Below are 16,669 nucleotides of genomic sequence, written 5' to 3' on the forward strand. Positions count from 1 at the left end.
CGTTGGCGAAAAGTTGATGTGGGTCAAGGGCTTAGCGCTGCCGAACGCCGAACAGGAGCCGAATCGCCAGTTTCAGGGCATCTCCCACCATCATTGAGATATCTGGCGAGCACGTAAGCCAAATTAGTCATCCTTTTCTGCGCGATATTTACCTGAGCAGTAATAACACCTATATTCATAACTTCCGTCTTCTAACGGCCAAGCATCCAACTCACCCTGTGTCGCAGGTGCGCCGCAGATATCGCATCCAGACGGGATGTTGTCTCCATCCTCATTGGCACATACAAGGCAGCGATATCCGCTACTCGAATCGTCGTTGAGTATAAGAGTCGGATTACCGCAGTTCTCACAGTCCAAACGAACAGGACGTTCATCGGGGTCATAAGGGTCGGAGGGGTGATCTTTCTCAAACTGCTCAGCCGCCTGCAATGCCGTCCTTACCGTAAACTCATACTCATCTGACAGCACCTGAAACGTCTCCATTGTTGACTCAGGTATCAAAGATTCGAGCTCAATGTCGGTATGCTCTTTGACGAACTCAACAACTGAGCGAAATAAACGCCCAATGACAGCCCTCACCTCTGGTACTTCCATCTTAAACTGGTGATGCTCTATCTCATTGCGAAGCCGCTTTAGCCATTCAAGGTCTTTCTTAAGGGCAGGAGAAACGGTATCTGCGGCTTCGTTGTTGATGAAGTTGATTGCCTCCCAAAGAGTAATCGTTTTGTTACGGTCCAGTTTGGCAGCGAACGGCTCCTTAAATATCAAAAGAGGATGCTTACTGGCAATGTGATACTTAAAAACCAGCTCCACAAAGTGTGCCATATGTAAAACGGAGAACTTAAAAGCTTTTGTCTCCCCAGCATCCCCTTCCTCAAACTTTGCCAGTGCTTCAGCCAAGCTATCGATTGCGTTTTCGAGCAAGTCGAGTTCGTGCGTTGCCATATCATCACCATTCATGTGAGTCTGCACCAGTAGGTGCAAACGAGGTCTTCGCAGATATACACAAGAATCAGTTGGTACTACTTCGGCACTTTCTTTGCCGCCTTGCGAGATGGCTTGGGCGGGGGTTTTAGTGCGTGCTGCATCGATTCGACGAGTCTTTTCAGGTCAGCAACCTGCGTACGAATGTAATCGGCATCAGGAACTTCGATACCATGTACTAGTTGATTTCGGAAATGTCGAAGACGTTCCGCAGCTTCGACGAGCTCAGGCGAAAACTCAGTGAGGGTGGATAAGAACCTCCCCGACGGCATACCTAAACTCTTGTAGCCTTTCTTCGAAGCAACAGCCCGCAGCATTCTTTCGTAATCAATCCACAAGGCAATGAATTGGCCTATTGCTTCGCTTTGCGATGATCGTAGAAAATCAACTGAAATAGCGGAGAGAGACGGAACATCGAAAGTACGTAAATTTTCATACACAGCATAACGAGAGGTATCCTCGGAAAGAACCTGATCGATAACTTGCTCGGCAAGAGGCCGTTTCTCAAAGTCAGCATGAAGAGCATTAACATATTTCGCCAAATTCTCAGGCGTATTCAAGTCGAGAGCCCGCAACAACTGAAATAGCAAATCAACTCGACCTATTGCCGAATCGTGAATATCCAGCCGCGCCAATTTAGCACGGGACATTTCCAGCAAAGCGGAAGCTACGTCATAATGGTTGGTATACTCTCGATCATCCGATGATACCCGCATCTCTCCCGCCCGCTGCAGCCGCTCTAGGGCAATTTCCCCCGCCAACACCAGACCATTAAGTTCGTCAAGAATCGCATACTCTTCTTCAGAAAGTTTCCCTTGAAGTGGCTTGTAGACAAGATCATGTTCGACCTCGGACCACGCATGCATTAATACCGATGCAACCTGAATTTCTATACGGGCCTCCGTGTACCGTTTCTGCGATTCGTTAAGCAACGTGTCTGGTAAACGGACGCGATAGTGCGTTGCCCAATAACCAGAGAACCTCTTCTTATAAGTCGGCTCAGATGCCGTAGGAAACTCTTTCGCCTCGGCAACGGGAACATACAGCGATCGAATGATACGACCGACTTCGCCGCGTTCAGCAGGGAAGTAAAGTGCTACTCGTACACCAGCTAGGTCGACTATGTCGTCGTAGATATCGTCTACAGACAAATATGATTGCGATGCAGCGCGCTGACGTACTTTGGCCTCAAGCCTTAAGGGATTCTTTGCTCGCCACGTTACGATCGCCCTAATGCCAGTCGATTGGAGATTAGAGTCAAGGACTTGCGCCACGATTCGACAAGCTTGCTCATAGAAATCGTATTCTTTTCGGTATCGAGAGATGAACTGGCTAATTAAGTCCAAGTTGTTTTCCTATTCCATGGCGGTAATTTTAAAATAGCCCTAACCACATTCAGCAATATATTCCGTGAATATCACCCTATCCATTGGCTGACAGTCTTTCTTGCGAATGATCTACCAATAGGTTCTCAAAGTAATCTAAGACTTCCAATAGCTGCCCGATCGTTCGTTTTGACAAGCATGTATTTAATAAATTTTCACCAGCCACAGACTCAGCAAGATAAAGCCCAATCTGTTTTTTTGTCAGCGTTGACACTTCCAACTTTTCTTGAATGCCAGTTCGGGTTTCACTGTCAATCAAACCTTCGATTTGAAAACCAGCGTACTTCGGATTAATAGTTCCGATTGTACAGACTGACTTCTTCGCTAGAAACCACTCATCTACATACCTCTGAGCTTCCTTCTTCCCAGCTTTATCATCATCAAGTAGAATAGCAAACAACTCCCCTCGTCCCAAGAGTTGGCTTACCATAGGTCCGCACGCTCCGGCACCGACACCAGGCAGTAAGCGGAAGCCGAAGCTTCGATTCGAAATTCGCTGCGCCAGCCTTAAGGCGTAGTAATCAGAAATTCCCTCAACGAGTAAATAGGGGGCTTCGCCCACTACCTCAGGAGAGACGTACTCAAGCTGTTCGATTACGGGCTGAAAATAGCTTGACCTGCTGGGATAGTTCGCCACAAATTGGCGATAAGACGTGGCCTTTACGTTAGTAGGCTTCGTGGAAAGACCAAAATTATCTCCAGAGTCGTAATCAAGGGCAGTATTCTCTACAATATATGCACCACTTAACCAACGTGGATTAATCATATGATGGCTGTGTGTTGAGTAAATAACTCGGTTACCATCTGATGCAATCTTCGAAAAGCTGGTAAGCAGCTCAGCTTGGGCTTTTGCATGGAGATTGGCGGCGGGCTCATCAAAAATAAATATGGTTTTTCTTTCCTTTCCCTGCTTAAAAGCGGTAAATAGGAGAAATGAGAAGAACCATCGAAAGCCTAGCGAACGCTCGCTGATCGCATACCGTGACTCACCATCTGAAACGTAAAACATAGCATATGGCATATGATCCCGCTCAGCATCAATACTCCACTCCACCGATATACTCTTAGCACTAATCGCTCTTTGAAAAACTCTCTGCCAACTTCCTAAAACTTGACCTGTAACTGCATTGGCAATCTTCTGGAATACAGAATCTATCGGCGCCTTAGTTGGACCACCAAAAAATATTGAGAACCAGTTTGGAGTGTTTTCAGATGATTTAAATTCCTCAATACGATTACATACATGCTTTTCCAGCGAAAGGTTCTCACCCAAACTGTCGAGGATATCTTGGAGCACGAAGCGATAATGTCGATTTATGGCTGTCTCTTTATCGTGAGCTTTCAAATAAATTTTTTGAGGCATGTCCACTAAGAAAGTGGGGAAATACGAAACATTTGGCAGGCGTCCCAGCAATACAGTATAAACTGCGTGCCATATGTCGTGCTCCAACTCGGTAGGGCGCACATATTCTTTAAACTGACCTTTCTTATTATTTCGCGTAAGAAGTTTAAACCCCCAAAAATTGCTTGTACTTTTTAATACACTGTCCTCGAATTTATAGGACCTTATAATCGAAAAAGGCGTAGAAAGAGCGGCCATATCGATATCAACTCGGGCATCAATATTCTTCCGAACCGCGCTCAAGTCCTCTTGACTAAGCTCAATACTAGCGATTATTTCGACTTTAGATGAGAAGGCGGCTTTTTTATTGATAGGGATAAGCCGGACACCAGAAGCCTTTGCATGGGGGCCCTCAAAGAGTTCAGAAACTGACCTGTCTCCACTCACAAAGTGAGAGAGTGCCTCAAGAATGGTTGTTTTCCCACTCTCATTAAGACCGATCAACGTTATCACCGGACATTTTATACGTCCATCCAAATCGAGCTCTACTTCCTCGATCCCTTTGAAATTTTTGATAGTGAATTTTTTTATCGAAGGCACGAGTATTCTCTCATCTAGGTATAAAGTCCAACCCTACTGCACCGTCACCAATTTGGCGTGGTTAATGTAAGAATATCATCTTGCTCACTCGAAAGATATATTATTGTCGCAAGAAGGTCGCTCCAGATAAATAGTCACTATGCGAGACGGCCGATACATGCACCGCCCCGCCCTACCTCAACTACGCAGCTTCCAACACCTCCGGCACGACGACCTCCGCTTTACCAGCGCCCCGCATCGCCACCGACGCACTGTTAGCAGCAACCTGCAACGTCTTCAGCGACAAGTGCGCATACCGTTCAGTCACCTTTGTGTCCGAGTGTCCAAGGATCTTCTGCACCTCGTAGATGGTATGGCCGGCGTTGACCAAGAACGACGCGAACTGGTGTCGAAGGTCATGCAGCCTGAGATGCGGTAGTCCAGCCTTTACCCGCAGTCGCCCCCATACTTTATTCACAGCCGTCAACCGCTCGCCGGTCTTCAGGTTGATGAACAGGTGAGCCGACTTGCCCTCGGTGCCCAAGCGCTCCAATACTTCGATTGCATGGTCATTCAATGGCATCGTCCGAACCCGCTTAGACTTGGAGTTAGTCGCCGGAATACGCCACACCCGCGATACCCTGTCGACGTGCGCCCAGTCAGCGTTCAATGCCTCCGAAAGCCGAGCCCCGGTAGAAAGCAGGAACAGCGCTACCTGGCACACCATCGGCGGCTCATTGGCCCGCAGTACGGACACTAACCGTTGCAGCTCGTCGTCGTCGAGGTAATCCTACGGGGTGGCTTAGCTGATTGAGTAAGCGCGGACCCTGAAACGCAAAAACCCAACCGGATTAGGGCTGGGTTTTTGGCACGCTGCTGTATTCTGGCTCCCCGACCTGGACTCGAACCAGGGACCTGCGGATTAACAGTCCGTCGCTCTACCGACTGAGCTATCAGGGAATTGAGGCCAGAATTATATCGGGTGAATGCGATTTTGGCTAATTTTTTTTATGCAACCTTGCGACGTCGCGCCAGCAAGCCTACCAGGCCCAAACCGGCCAGCATCATGGCGTAGCTTTTTGGCTCCGGCACTGCTGCTGTGACGGAGATGTAGTCCAGGGCGGCGCCTTAAGCGCTGGTGGTGGGGCTATCGCCGACTTAAGTCAGCGTGCTGAGGGCGGAAGCTGCCACGAAGCTGAAGCTGCGAGTTTCCCAGCTCATCGCAGTCTTGCTGGCGCCGGTGCCGTCAAAGCTAAAGGTGTTCACGCCTGCCACGCCGGCGCTGATGGTCTTGGTGAGGCCGCCACCGTCAGGATTACCGGCCATGCTGAAGCTGACGTTGTAAAACTGCCCTGTCACCGTCGCGAACGATTGCGAAATGGTGCCGGCCGAGCTGCCATTCAGGTCAATGCTGAAACCGCCGCCTGCATGCGTCCTGTAGGTGCCGATGAGGTCGACCGAGCCGGCTCCTATCGCACAGCCGGTAAGTCCCGAGGCCATCTCGACGAAACTATACGGATGCGTGTAGCTTTTGAAGCCGTCGTTGACGATTAGTTCTGTGGAATATGCTGGGGAGGCAAGTGCGAAAGTGCCGCTACGATAAAGGCCAGGGCTTTGATGCTCATAAGCAATAAGGCAGCAACCGACCAACATCAAGAATCACCGTTTAGAAATGAAAAAAGCCACGTAAAACGTGGCTTTTAGTATTCTGGCTCCCCGACCTGGACTCGAACCAGGGACCTGCGGATTAACAGTCCGTCGCTCTACCAACTGAGCTATCAGGGATTAGAGGCAACATTTTATACTGTTTCTTTCGCATCAGCAAGATGCAACTTACTGCCGTATTTTATGTTGCCAGTCCTTCGTTTTGCACTTTACAACGCAGCGCGAAGAAACAAGATTTTAGAGCACTTTGGCGATGGCGTCAATAACGATATCGATATTGCGCGAGTTCAGCGCGGCGACGCAGATGCGGCCGGTGTCCACGGCGTAGATCGACTCCGCACGCAGCTGATCCACTTGCGCCTTGCTCAGGCCCGAGTACGAGAACATGCCGATCTGGTCCCGCACGAAAGCGAAGTCATGGCCTTTGGCAGCCAGCTTCACCACAAACGCTTCGCGCATTTCCTTGATGCGCACGCGCATGCCGGCCAGCTCGTCTTCCCACAGCTGGCGCAGCTCTGGCGTGGTCAGCACGGTCGCCACCACTTTACCGCCGTGCACTGGCGGGTTGGAGTAGTTGGTACGCACCACGCGCTTCAGTTGCGACATCAGGCGCGACGCTTCTTCCGCAGAAGCTGCCACCACGCTCAGCGCGCCGACGCGCTCGCCGTACAGCGAGAACGATTTGGAGAAGGAGTTCGACACCAGCAGCGGGCCGCCGGCTTCGGCGAAGCGGCGCACCACTTCGCCATCTTCGGCGATGCCAGCGCCAAAGCCCTGGTAGGCCATGTCGAGGAACGGCACCAGGCCGCCGGAGCTGATGGTGCCGATCACTTCGGTCCACTGGTCCGAGGTCAGGTCGGCGCCGGTCGGGTTGTGGCAGCAGGCGTGCAGCAGCACGATGGCGCCGCGCGGCATGGCTTTCAGGTCGGCGATCATGCCGGCGAAGTTGACGCCGTGCGTGGCCGCATCGAAGTAGGCGTAGTTGTTGACTTTGAAGCCGGCGCTTTCAAACAGCGCGCGGTGGTTTTCCCAGCTTGGGTCGCTGATGTAGACCTCTGCATCCGGCGCGAAGCGCTTGAGGAAGTCGGCGCCGATTTTCAGTGCGCCGGTGCCGCCGATGGCTTGCACGGTAACTGCACGCTTCTCTTGAATTACGGCGCTGTCGGCGCCAAATACCAGTTCCTGCACCGCCTTGTCATAGGCCGCCAGACCTTCAATCGGCAGGTAGGTGCGTGGCGCAGGCGCCGCGATCAGGATTTCTTCCGCTTTCTGTACGCACGATAGCAGCGGCACTTTACCGTTGTCGTCATAATAAACACCCACACCCAGATTGATTTTATTCTGGTTGATGTCGGCGTTAAAGGCTTCGGTAATACCCAGGATAGGGTCGCGTGGTGCCATGTCGATGGCGCTGAACAAGCTAGGATTCGTCATGATAAGATTGGATTCGAGTGGAAGCGGTTCGCAGCAGAGATGTATAGACAGCGCCCTTTAAAATAACGACTTCAGGCCGCTGGCAGGCCATTATTCTAACAAAGGTCTGAGCAAGATGGCTGATTTACCTGTAGCAGAAACTCCCGAGGCAACCGTGGTCACGTTCCCGGATTCGCCTTACAAATTGCACCAGCCCTTCCCGCCCGCCGGCGACCAGCCTGCGGCGATTGACCAGCTGTGCGAAGGCATCGACGACGGCCTGTTTTTCCAGACGCTGCTGGGCGTGACCGGCTCCGGTAAAACCTACACGATGGCCAACGTCATCGCGCGCCAGGGCCGTCCGGCGATCGTCTTCGCGCCGAACAAGACGCTGGCCGCGCAGCTGTATTCGGAGTTCCGCGAATTCTTCCCGGAGAACGCGGTCGAGTACTTCGTCTCCTACTACGATTACTACCAGCCGGAAGCCTACGTGCCGCAGCGCGACCTGTTCATTGAAAAGGATTCGTCGATCAACGAGCACATCGAGCAGATGCGTCTGTCGTGCACCAAGTCGCTGATGGAGCGGCGCGATGTGGTGATCGTGGCGACCGTGTCGGCCATCTACGGTATCGGTAATCCGAATGAATACCACCAGATGATTCTGACCTTGCGCCAGAAGGACCGCGTGGCGCAGCGCGACATCATCGCGCGCCTGATCCAGATGCAGTACACGCGCAATGAAGTGGACTTCGGCCGTGGCACCTTCCGCGTGCGCGGCGATACGCTGGACATTTTCCCGGCAGAGAATGCGGACCTCGCGGTGCGCCTGGAGCTGTGGGACGATGAGCTGGAATCGATCCAGCTGTTCGACCCGCTGACCGGCCGCGTCAAGCAAAAGATCCCGCGCTTCACCGTCTACCCGGGTTCGCACTATGTAACGCCGCGCTCCACCGTGCTGCGTGCGGTTGAGAGCATCAAGGCCGAGCTGCGCGACCGCCTGGAGTTCTTCCGCAAGGAGAACAAGCTGATTGAGGAACAGCGACTGGAACAGCGTACCCGCTTCGATCTGGAGATGATGGCGGAAATCGGCTTCACCAAGGGCATCGAGAACTACTCGCGCCATCTCAGCGGCGCCATGCCGGGCGAGCCGCCGCCAACGCTGGTGGACTATCTGCCGAAAGACGCACTGATGTTCCTCGACGAATCGCACGTGCTGGTCGGCCAGTTGAGCGCCATGTACAACGGCGACCGTTCGCGCAAGACCAATCTGGTCGACTACGGCTTCCGCCTGCCATCGGCACTGGATAACCGTCCGTTGAAGTTCGAGGAATTCGAGAGCAAGATGCGGCAAACGGTGTTTGTCTCCGCCACGCCTGCTGATTATGAGAACACGCATGCGGACCAGGTGGTGGAACAGGTGGTGCGCCCAACCGGCCTGGTCGACCCGCTGATCATTGTGCGCCCTGCCCTGTCGCAGGTTGACGACCTGATGTCCGAGATCACCGACCGCGTCGCCAAGAACGAGCGCGTGCTGGTGACCACGCTGACCAAGCGCATGTCCGAGCAGTTGACCGAATACCTGGCCGATCACGGCATCAAGGTGCGCTACCTGCACAGCGATATCGAAACCGTGGAGCGCGTTGAACTGCTGCGCGACCTGCGCATCGGCACCTTTGACGTGCTGGTGGGGATCAACCTGCTGCGCGAGGGCCTGGACTTGCCGGAAGTGTCGCTGGTGGCCATTTTGGACGCCGACAAGGAAGGCTTCCTGCGTTCCGAGCGTTCGCTGATCCAGACCATCGGCCGCGCCGCGCGTAACCTCAACGGCGTGGCGCTGCTGTACGCCGACCGCATGACGGATTCGATGGAACGCGCCATCGGCGAGACCGAACGCCGCCGCGCCAAGCAGATCGCCTTCAACGAAGCCAACGGCATCGTGCCGCGCGGCGTGAAGAAGATCATCAAGGACATGATCGACGGCGTCTACAGCGAGAAGAGTGCGAAGGAAGAGCTGGTGGTGGCGCAGGAGACGGCCAAGTACGAATCCATGAGCGAGAAGCAGATCAGCAAGGAGATCAAGCGCCTCGAAAAAGCCATGCTGGATCACGCCAAGAACCTGGAGTTCGAAAAGGCCGCGCAAGTGCGCGACCAGCTGCACCACCTCAAGCAGCAGTTGTTCGGCGCTCCCGGCACCGACAACATCGCCTAAGCAGGCTGCACAAGTAACCTGCGGTTACTTTGATCGATTGCCAAGTCTAAAAGTTCCATCATCCTGGCCAGCCTGACTGACATTTCAGTCAGGCTGGCAATCAGCTCGCCTTCCGCCAAGACCAGCAATTCGGCGCGGCGTTCTTCGAGCGGTTCAATAAAAAAATCCTCTTCGTTATATAGGTGCCTTCGCTCCAACAGCAGCAGCCCTAAGACATTCCCCTCAAGCCGCATGTCACTAGCAAACTGCCGGATCACAAGATGAGGATTGAGTATGATCTCGGCATTTTCTTTTCGTCCTATCTGATGCCAGCACAATTGCTCCGATCTGGTCAGCGTAAGAATTTCATAAAACAGAGACTCGTAATTATTCATAGATCCTCCGTATAAGATAGCCAATCGTAGATTACCTCCCGAATAGCCTCCATGTCGCCAGCCTCAATACGCTTATGTAGCTCGACGGTAATCCGTCCACGCGATGTAAATCGCGACCACCAGTGAACGGGTAAGTTCCGACAAAGCGCACGCAATTTCTCCGTGGATTCCGGCGCTCCAGGAAGAGAGATGGCGAGCGCGCTCATCAGCAAGCTACGAACATGCTGCTTACGTCTATATCTTCCGCACTCATAACACTGCCTCTATCGCCGGGTAATAGGAGCAGTGTACGAGGCGGTTAATAAAGCACTTGGGGCTGCATCAAGCTCAAGGCTTGTTGACGAAGTTGCTTACAGCATCGATCAGTTGCGGGGCAACTGGCAGGTCGGGTGTGAAGTAGGACTTCTGCTGCAAGGCTTGGTCGTCGCCGACGATTTTCAGCACGTGGTTCATGCCGTCGATGATCACCAGTTTGGCCTTCGGTGCGGCGGCGGATAGTGCTTTGGCATCCGCTTCCTGCACCTGAACATCCTTCGTGCCTTGCGCGATCAGCACCGGCATCTTCAGCGCGGCGACAGCTTTGCGCGGGTCGTGCTGCAGCATGGAGATCAGATACGGCTGCACGTCCGGGCGGTAGAGCGACATCAAGGGCTGTGGCACTTTGTCGGTAGTGTTACCCTGCTTGAGGCCATCCAGTATGCGGTCGCTTTCCGCCATCAGCGGCGCTGGCAGTTTGCCTTTCAGTTGCTCGCGCAGCAGCTCATCGAGCGGACGGCCGCTGGCGGAGATCAGCACGCAGGCATCCGCCCCACCCTGCGCACAGGCTTCGGAGGCGATCAGCGCGCCTTCGCTGTGGCCAGCCATCACCACCCGCGAGAAGCGGGCGTCGGTGCGCAGCTTCTTCAGCCATGCGGTGGCGTCGCCAATGTAGTCGTCCAGCCGCAGGTTTTCTTCTTTCCACACCGGCAGCGCGCTGGCGCCGATGGCACGCTTGTCGTAGCGGATCGAGGCGATGCCATTTTTCGCCAGTCCTTCCGCCAGCAACTTCAGCGAGTCGTTCGGGCCAGGCAGCATATTGCTGTTGCCATCGCGGTCGGTGGGGCCGGAGCCGGCGTGCAGCAGCACCACCGGCACTTTGCCTTGCACGCCATCGGGCGTCAGCTCTGTGCCGTAGACAGTGCCGCCACCGACATCCAGCGACACCGGCCGCTGCGCCGCAGCCGCCGACAGGGAAACCAGCAACAGCGACAGCATGAATTTGAAACGCATACTTTTCTCCAATCAGTGAGGAAGACGTTTGTACAGCAACAGCGAGTAGCCGGCCGCCATCGGCGCCCAGGCCAGCGCTATGGATAGCAGCATCCAGTGCGGAGCGCCGAGCCACAGCGCGACCAGGCCAAGCAGGCCGCTTGCCACCATCAGCTTTGCCGCCAGCCGGTGCGTGGTGTACCACACTGCTTCGCTGGCCAGCGTCCACGGCGTGCGGATGCCCATGAAGAAGTTGCGGCGCACCTTGCCCATCGGGTTGCCGATCAGGATCAGCAGGATGAAGACACCGGCCGGAACGGCGCGATGCATCGCCACGCCGCCGTGTACCACGTCCAGCAGCACCAGCGCATACACATAGCCCATCAGGGCCACCGTGACCACGCACAGATAGGAGTACGTGGCTTCAAAGCTGCTGATCTCGAAGCGGCGTGGCGAGATACGCGGCAACAGCAGCCCAAGCAACAGCATCAGCAACATCAGGCCGGGGCCCAGCAGCAGCAAGGCGGCGCGTGGGCCGTAACCGTCGATGTCGCCGGCGGCGTTCCAGTGCACCGGTACATGCGGCGGTAGCAGCGGCCAGTACCAGCCCATGGCCGCGCAGGCGGCAGCGATCAACAGCAGGCAAACGATAATGCTCCACTTTTTCATTTCTTCCTCCCTTTGGTTTCGGGCCCAGCCAGGTCCATCATCCAGGCCAGCACGTCTTGCAGCACGGTGGTATTCAGGCCGTACCAGATGGTCTGCCCTTCGCGCCGGCGCGTGATCAGATCCGCTTCCGCCAGCACCGCGAAGTGGTGCGACATGGTTGGCTTGCTCATGTCGAAGTGCTCCGCCAGCTCGCCCGCCGTCATTTCGCCGCTGCGCAGCAGACGCAGGATCTCGCGCCGCGCGGGATCGGCTATGGCTTTGAAAGCGCTGTTGGTGGCATTCATTAGGCAATCATCTAATTAGACAGTTATCTAAATATAAGCTGCAAAGCGATGCGCGTCAAGCCACCTTTACCAGTCAGGACGAGACTTCACCCTCTTTGACTTCAAGCACACCAGGGAGTTCGGCAAGGCGTTTGCCGATGGCGCTGTACTGCCCTTCCGTCAACCGCGACAGCGTGATCTGGATCTCGTCGATGTCGGGTGCGCCGGCCTTGTGGCGCATGACGAAAGTCTTGACGCGGGCGCTGCCGGGTCCCAGCGCTTCATGCAGTCTTGGCAGCGACAGCGCATCGCGCTCGGTGAAAATAACCATCGCCCGCAACTGGCGGCTGGCGATGAAGCGGCGCTCCAGCGGCTTGATGCCTGCCAGGATAATCAGAATGATGACGGTGGCCGCCACCGCTGGAATATACAACCCGCCACCAACCGCCAGCCCGATGCCGGCCACCGACCAGACGCTGGCCGCCGTCGTCAGACCGCGCACGATCTCGCCGCGCGCCATGATGGCACCGGCGCCAAGAAAGCCGATGCCGGAGACCACCTGTGCCGCCATCCTCGAAGGATCGAGTCCTACGCCCGGAGCACTGACATCAACGAAGCCATAGGCCGACACAATCATGATGAGGCACGAACCCACACAAACCAGCATGTGCGTACGCAGCCCAGCCGCCCAGGCCAGCCGCTCGCGCTCATAGCCGATGAAGCTGCCCAGCAAGGCTGACAACGCCAGCCGGCCGATCATGTCCCATTGCGTTACCTGATGCATGGCGTCCTCCGCAAAAGGACCACTTTACAGGGTTTTGACGAACTCGCGTATTCCGCTCAACAGCATCTCGACCGACATCGCCGTCAGGATCAGGCCCATGAGGCGCTCGAAGGCCGTCATCACCTGCGGGCCGAGCACCTTCTGCAGCTTCTCGGCACTGAGGAATACCAGCAGCCACACCACGCCCACCGCCGCCAGCGCGGCCACGTGCACCAGCACTTCGCCGGTGCTCTCGCGCGAGAACAGCAGCACCGTCGCCAGTGCCGAAGGACCGGCCAGCGCGGGGATCGCCAGCGGCACGATGAACGGCTCGGCGCCATCGGTGCGACCCAATACGCCATCCGGATGCGGGAAGATCATGCGGATCGAAATCAGCAGCAGGATCACCGCGCCGCCAATCCGCAGCGCTACTTCCGACAGGTGCAGCGCGCTGAGGAAGTGGCGGCCGAAGAACATGAAGATCAGCAGCAGCACAAACGCAATGCCGCACTCGCGGATGACGATGCGCGGACGGCGCGCCGCCGGCACCGGATTGAGCACACTGGCAAACAGCGGCACATTGCCGAACGGGTCGGTCACCAGCACCAGCAGGATAAAAGTCTGAAAGAAGTCTTGGGTCATGGGCATCTGTGTGGGTTAACGAAAAAGGGAGCCGAAGCTCCCTTGCTCAAACGGCTTACGCAGCCGTTTCGCCTTTCTTGATCCATGCTGCCAGCTGATGCGGGCGCAGCGCGTCGTAGTCTTCAAACGGCTGGTGTATCCATGGATTGTGCGGCAGTTCTTCCATCTGGTAGTCCGGCTTGAAGGCCGAGCTGCCCTTGGTCCAGATCACTGCGGTTTTCACTTCGGTCACGCCGGCGAAGTTCTGCTTCAGGTGGTCGACCACCTTCATCAGCGTGACGCCGGAATCGGCCAGATCGTCCAGCAGCAGGATCTTGCCGCTCAGCGGACCTTTGGTCATGGTCATGTACTTGGCGATGTCCAGGTCGCCCTGCACGGTGCCCTTCTCGGCGCGGTAGGAGCTGGTCGACAGGATCGCCAGCGGCACGTCGAAGATGCGCGAGAACACGTCGCCAGGACGCACGCCGCCGCGCGCCAGGCACAGCACCATGTCAAACTGCCAGCCGGATTCGTGCACCTTGAGTGCCAGACGCTCGATCAGGCGATGGTACTCGTCCCAGGATACCCAGAGGTGTTTTTCGTTCGATTGTGGGGTGGTGGTGGTCATAAAATTCCTTGATTACGCGAACGGATGACGCAGCACGATCGTTTCTTCGCGATCCGGACCGGTCGATACCATGTCGACCGGCACGCCGACCAACTCTTCGATACGCTTGATGTAGTTGCGGGCGGCAACCGGCAGCGCGTCCATCGACTTGGCGCCGACGGTCGTGTCTTTCCAGCCCGGCATTTCTTCGTACACCGGCACGCAACGCGCGGCTTCTTCAGCGCCCGATGGGAAGATGTCGACTGCTTCACCATCGATGGTGTAGCCGGTGCACAGCTTCAGCGTTTCCAGGCCGTCCAGCACGTCCAGCTTGGTGATGCACATGCCGGTGACGCCATTGATCTGGACCGAGCGGCGCAGCAGCGCGGCGTCGAACCAGCCGCAGCGACGGGCACGGCCGGTCACGGTACCGAACTCGTGGCCGACTTGCGCCAGGTGGTGGCCAACGCCTGCATCGGTCGGCAGTTCCGAAGGGAACGGGCCGGAACCCACGCGGGTGGTGTAAGCCTTGGTGATGCCCATGACGTAGTGCAGCATGCTCGGGCCAACGCCAGCACCGGCGGCGGCATTGCCGGCCACGCAGTTCGACGAGGTGACGAACGGATAGGTGCCGTGGTCGACATCCAGCAGCGAGCCTTGCGCGCCTTCAAACAGCAGGTTGGCGCCGGCCTTGTGCGCCTTGTACAGCGCGCTCGACACGTCGGTGACCATCGGGCGCAGGCGCGGCACGTAGGCCAGCGCGTCGTCCAGGGTCTTCTGGTAATCCACTTTCGGCGCCTTGAGATAGTTCTCCAGCACGAAGTTGTGGTAGTCCAGGTTCTCTTTCAGCTTTTCCGAGAAGCGCTGTTCGTTCAGCAGGTCGGCGATACGGATGGCGCGACGCGCCACCTTGTCTTCGTAGGCCGGGCCGATGCCCTTGCCGGTGGTGCCGATCTTGGCTTCGCCACGGGCCGATTCGCGGGCCAGGTCGAGTGCCGAGTGGTATGGCAAGATCACAGGCGCTGCGTCCGACACTTTCAGGCGCGAGGCGACTTCAACGCCCACCGCTTCCAGCTTGTCGATTTCGCGCAGCACGTCCGGCACCGACACCACCACACCGTTACCGATGTAGCAGGCCACGCCTGGGCGCATGATGCCCGACGGGATCAGTTGCAGCGCAGTTTTCACGCCGCCGATGACCAGCGTGTGGCCGGCGTTGTGGCCGCCCTGGAAGCGCACCACGCCCTGGGCGTGGTCGGTCAGCCAGTCGACAATTTTGCCTTTACCTTCATCGCCCCATTGGGTACCGATGACGACGACGTTTTTTGCGTTTTTGTTTGACATCACATTAACCTAAGTTTTTAAGAATCCAGTTACTACCATTCTCGTCGAGGACCAGCGCGCGATCGCACTCGAACTCGTCCAGCTCGTGACTGTGACCCGGCATACTCTGGATCACCACTTCGCCGGACTTGCGCAGCTCGGCGATTTTTTCCTTCAATTCCGGCGCATTGCCCCACGGAGCGCGGATCGAATGCTTGCGTTCCGCAGTAGGCAACAGGCGCGCCAGTTCGCGCAGGTCGAGCGAGAAGCCGGTGGCGGGACGCGCCCGGCCGAAGGCCTCGCCTACGTGATCGTAACGGCCACCGCGCGCCACCGCGTTCGGCAAGCCTGGCACATACAGCGCGAACATCGCGCCGCTTTCGTATTGGTAGCCGCGCAGGTCGGCCAGGTCGATCGCGACTTGCGCGCGGCCCAGCGCCGACGCCGCCAACGCGGCCAGTTCGGCCAGCGCCTTGGCGATGCCCGGCAGCTCCGGCAGTACCTCGCGCGCCTTGCCAAGCACATCGATGTCGCCGTACAGCGATGGCAGCGCCAGCAAGGCGTCGCGCACCACCGGGTCGTAATTGGTTGCCAGCGCCTGCAGGTCCGGCACATCCTTGGCACGCAGCGCGGCGTGGATTTTCGCCTGGTCGCGCTGGGCGGCCGGGCAGTTTTCCAGCAGCGCGCGCAGCACGCCAACGTGCGTCAGGTCCAGCCGCACCTCGGTGAAACCGGCCAGGGCCAGCGAGGCCAGCGCCAGTTCCTGGATTTCGGCGTCGGCTTCCAGGCCGGCGTGGCCATACATCTCGCAACCGATCTGCAACGGCTCGCGGGTCGCGTGCAGGCCCGACGGACGGGTATGCAGCACGCTGCCGGCGTAGCACAGGCGCGTGACCGAGGCACGGTTCAGCAGGTGGGCGTCGATGCGCGCCACTTGCGTGGTCATGTCGGGACGCAGGCCAAGCATGCGGCCGGACAGCTGGTCCACCAGCTTGAAGGTGCGCAGGTCGGTGTCTTCACCGGCGCCGGTCAGCAGCGATTCCAGGTACTCCAGCAGCGGCGGCATCACCAGCTCGTAGCCATAGGTACGGAAGTTATCCAGCATCAGGCGACGCAATTCTTCAATCTTGCGTGCTTCGGACGGCAAAACGTCGGCGATATTCTCGGGCAGCAGCCAATTCGGCATGGGACTATTTAATTAAGAAATGAACAATGCGGCACGCA

General features: G+C 56.7%; 14 protein-coding genes, 2 tRNA genes and 2 pseudogenes. 1 reads left to right on the top strand and 17 read right to left on the bottom strand.

Annotated elements, in window-relative coordinates; translation table 11 throughout:
• Window positions 1-123: 123 nt before the first annotated feature.
• The 8 genes and pseudogenes from BLS51_RS05820 to BLS51_RS05860 all read right to left on the bottom strand — a co-directional run bounded on the left by BLS51_RS05820 (window position 124) and on the right by BLS51_RS05860 (window position 7,389).
• Window positions 124-960, bottom strand: coding sequence for a hypothetical protein (locus BLS51_RS05820; RefSeq protein WP_229208055.1), 837 nt, complete (start codon window positions 958-960; stop codon window positions 124-126).
• A gap of 62 nt (window positions 961-1,022) precedes the next feature.
• Complete coding sequence (locus BLS51_RS05825; RefSeq protein WP_090176777.1) at window positions 1,023-2,330, bottom strand: RelA/SpoT domain-containing protein; 1,308 nt, start codon at window positions 2,328-2,330, stop codon at window positions 1,023-1,025.
• A 76-nt stretch (window positions 2,331-2,406) separates the two neighbouring features.
• On the bottom strand, window positions 2,407-4,311 hold the full coding sequence (locus BLS51_RS05830; RefSeq protein WP_175472515.1) for an ATP-dependent nuclease: 1,905 nt from the start codon (window positions 4,309-4,311) through the stop codon (window positions 2,407-2,409).
• 181 nt (window positions 4,312-4,492) lie between these two features.
• A pseudogene (locus BLS51_RS05835) lies at window positions 4,493-5,065 on the bottom strand (site-specific integrase); the annotation flags it as partial.
• Window positions 5,066-5,174: 109 nt separating this feature from the next.
• Window positions 5,175-5,250, bottom strand: a tRNA-Asn gene (locus BLS51_RS05840).
• 48 nt (window positions 5,251-5,298) lie between these two features.
• Window positions 5,299-5,915, bottom strand: a pseudogene (locus tag BLS51_RS30600) (DUF642 domain-containing protein).
• Between the two features lie 84 nt (window positions 5,916-5,999).
• Window positions 6,000-6,075: transfer RNA gene (locus tag BLS51_RS05855), tRNA-Asn, on the bottom strand.
• A gap of 117 nt (window positions 6,076-6,192) precedes the next feature.
• Window positions 6,193-7,389, bottom strand: coding sequence for an amino acid aminotransferase (locus BLS51_RS05860; RefSeq protein WP_175472517.1), 1,197 nt, complete (start codon window positions 7,387-7,389; stop codon window positions 6,193-6,195).
• A 115-nt stretch (window positions 7,390-7,504) separates the two neighbouring features.
• Between BLS51_RS05860 and uvrB the strand changes: the two genes are divergently transcribed.
• Window positions 7,505-9,577: an excinuclease ABC subunit UvrB gene (gene uvrB, locus BLS51_RS05865; protein ID WP_090176762.1), complete on the top strand. Its 2,073-nt coding sequence runs from the start codon at window positions 7,505-7,507 to the stop codon at window positions 9,575-9,577.
• Here uvrB and BLS51_RS05870 read toward each other — a convergent pair.
• The 9 genes from BLS51_RS05870 to BLS51_RS05905 all read right to left on the bottom strand — a co-directional run bounded on the left by BLS51_RS05870 (window position 9,574) and on the right by BLS51_RS05905 (window position 16,631).
• Window positions 9,574-9,951: a hypothetical protein gene (locus BLS51_RS05870; RefSeq protein WP_090176758.1), complete on the bottom strand. Its 378-nt coding sequence runs from the start codon at window positions 9,949-9,951 to the stop codon at window positions 9,574-9,576. The two genes, uvrB and BLS51_RS05870, sit on opposite strands and share 4 nt — an antisense overlap.
• Before the next feature lie 327 nt (window positions 9,952-10,278).
• Window positions 10,279-11,220 (bottom strand): alpha/beta hydrolase, encoded by a 942-nt coding sequence (locus BLS51_RS29655; protein WP_090176755.1) that lies wholly within the window; start codon window positions 11,218-11,220, stop codon window positions 10,279-10,281.
• 12 nt (window positions 11,221-11,232) lie between these two features.
• Window positions 11,233-11,868: an SdpI family protein gene (locus BLS51_RS29660; protein ID WP_090176750.1), complete on the bottom strand. Its 636-nt coding sequence runs from the start codon at window positions 11,866-11,868 to the stop codon at window positions 11,233-11,235.
• A complete protein-coding gene (locus BLS51_RS05880; protein ID WP_090176746.1) occupies window positions 11,865-12,152 on the bottom strand; it encodes an autorepressor SdpR family transcription factor in 288 nt (95 codons plus the stop codon). The genes BLS51_RS29660 and BLS51_RS05880 overlap by 4 nt, the downstream gene beginning before the upstream one ends.
• 73 nt (window positions 12,153-12,225) lie before the next feature.
• The gene (locus tag BLS51_RS05885; protein ID WP_090176743.1) at window positions 12,226-12,915 is read right to left on the bottom strand and encodes an MgtC/SapB family protein; all 690 of its coding nucleotides are present in this window, start codon (window positions 12,913-12,915) and stop codon (window positions 12,226-12,228) included.
• A gap of 24 nt (window positions 12,916-12,939) precedes the next feature.
• The gene (locus BLS51_RS05890; protein ID WP_090180533.1) at window positions 12,940-13,536 is read right to left on the bottom strand and encodes a MarC family protein; all 597 of its coding nucleotides are present in this window, start codon (window positions 13,534-13,536) and stop codon (window positions 12,940-12,942) included.
• A 55-nt stretch (window positions 13,537-13,591) separates the two neighbouring features.
• Window positions 13,592-14,143 carry a phosphoribosyltransferase gene (locus BLS51_RS05895; RefSeq protein ID WP_090176739.1) on the bottom strand — a complete coding sequence of 184 codons (552 nt, stop codon included), beginning with the start codon at window positions 14,141-14,143 and terminating at the stop codon, window positions 13,592-13,594.
• Between the two features lie 12 nt (window positions 14,144-14,155).
• Window positions 14,156-15,466 carry an adenylosuccinate synthase gene (locus tag BLS51_RS05900; protein WP_090176735.1) on the bottom strand — a complete coding sequence of 437 codons (1,311 nt, stop codon included), beginning with the start codon at window positions 15,464-15,466 and terminating at the stop codon, window positions 14,156-14,158.
• A gap of 4 nt (window positions 15,467-15,470) precedes the next feature.
• Complete coding sequence (locus tag BLS51_RS05905) at window positions 15,471-16,631, bottom strand: ATP phosphoribosyltransferase regulatory subunit (protein ID WP_090176730.1); 1,161 nt, start codon at window positions 16,629-16,631, stop codon at window positions 15,471-15,473.
• Window positions 16,632-16,669: the final 38 nt, after the last annotated feature.

This window comes from Duganella sp. OV510, assembly GCF_900100205.1.
In the GTDB taxonomy this organism is placed as follows: Bacteria; Pseudomonadota; Gammaproteobacteria; order Burkholderiales; family Burkholderiaceae_D; genus Rugamonas.

What these genes read in the sequence shown, in the direction of transcription:
- BLS51_RS05820 (WP_229208055.1), bottom strand. Translation starts at nt 960, where the DNA reads ATGAATGGTGATGATATGGCAACGCACGAACTCGACTTGCTCGAAAAC.
- BLS51_RS05860 (WP_175472517.1), bottom strand. Translation starts at nt 7,389, where the DNA reads ATGACGAATCCTAGCTTGTTCAGCGCCATCGACATGGCACCACGCGAC.
- uvrB (WP_090176762.1), top strand. Translation starts at nt 7,505, where the DNA reads ATGGCTGATTTACCTGTAGCAGAAACTCCCGAGGCAACCGTGGTCACG.
- BLS51_RS05870 (WP_090176758.1), bottom strand. Translation starts at nt 9,951, where the DNA reads ATGAATAATTACGAGTCTCTGTTTTATGAAATTCTTACGCTGACCAGA.
- BLS51_RS29655 (WP_090176755.1), bottom strand. Translation starts at nt 11,220, where the DNA reads ATGCGTTTCAAATTCATGCTGTCGCTGTTGCTGGTTTCCCTGTCGGCG.
- BLS51_RS29660 (WP_090176750.1), bottom strand. Translation starts at nt 11,868, where the DNA reads ATGAAAAAGTGGAGCATTATCGTTTGCCTGCTGTTGATCGCTGCCGCC.
- BLS51_RS05880 (WP_090176746.1), bottom strand. Translation starts at nt 12,152, where the DNA reads ATGAATGCCACCAACAGCGCTTTCAAAGCCATAGCCGATCCCGCGCGG.
- BLS51_RS05885 (WP_090176743.1), bottom strand. Translation starts at nt 12,915, where the DNA reads ATGCATCAGGTAACGCAATGGGACATGATCGGCCGGCTGGCGTTGTCA.
- BLS51_RS05890 (WP_090180533.1), bottom strand. Translation starts at nt 13,536, where the DNA reads ATGACCCAAGACTTCTTTCAGACTTTTATCCTGCTGGTGCTGGTGACC.
- BLS51_RS05895 (WP_090176739.1), bottom strand. Translation starts at nt 14,143, where the DNA reads ATGACCACCACCACCCCACAATCGAACGAAAAACACCTCTGGGTATCC.
- BLS51_RS05900 (WP_090176735.1), bottom strand. Translation starts at nt 15,466, where the DNA reads ATGTCAAACAAAAACGCAAAAAACGTCGTCGTCATCGGTACCCAATGG.
- BLS51_RS05905 (WP_090176730.1), bottom strand. Translation starts at nt 16,631, where the DNA reads ATGCCGAATTGGCTGCTGCCCGAGAATATCGCCGACGTTTTGCCGTCC.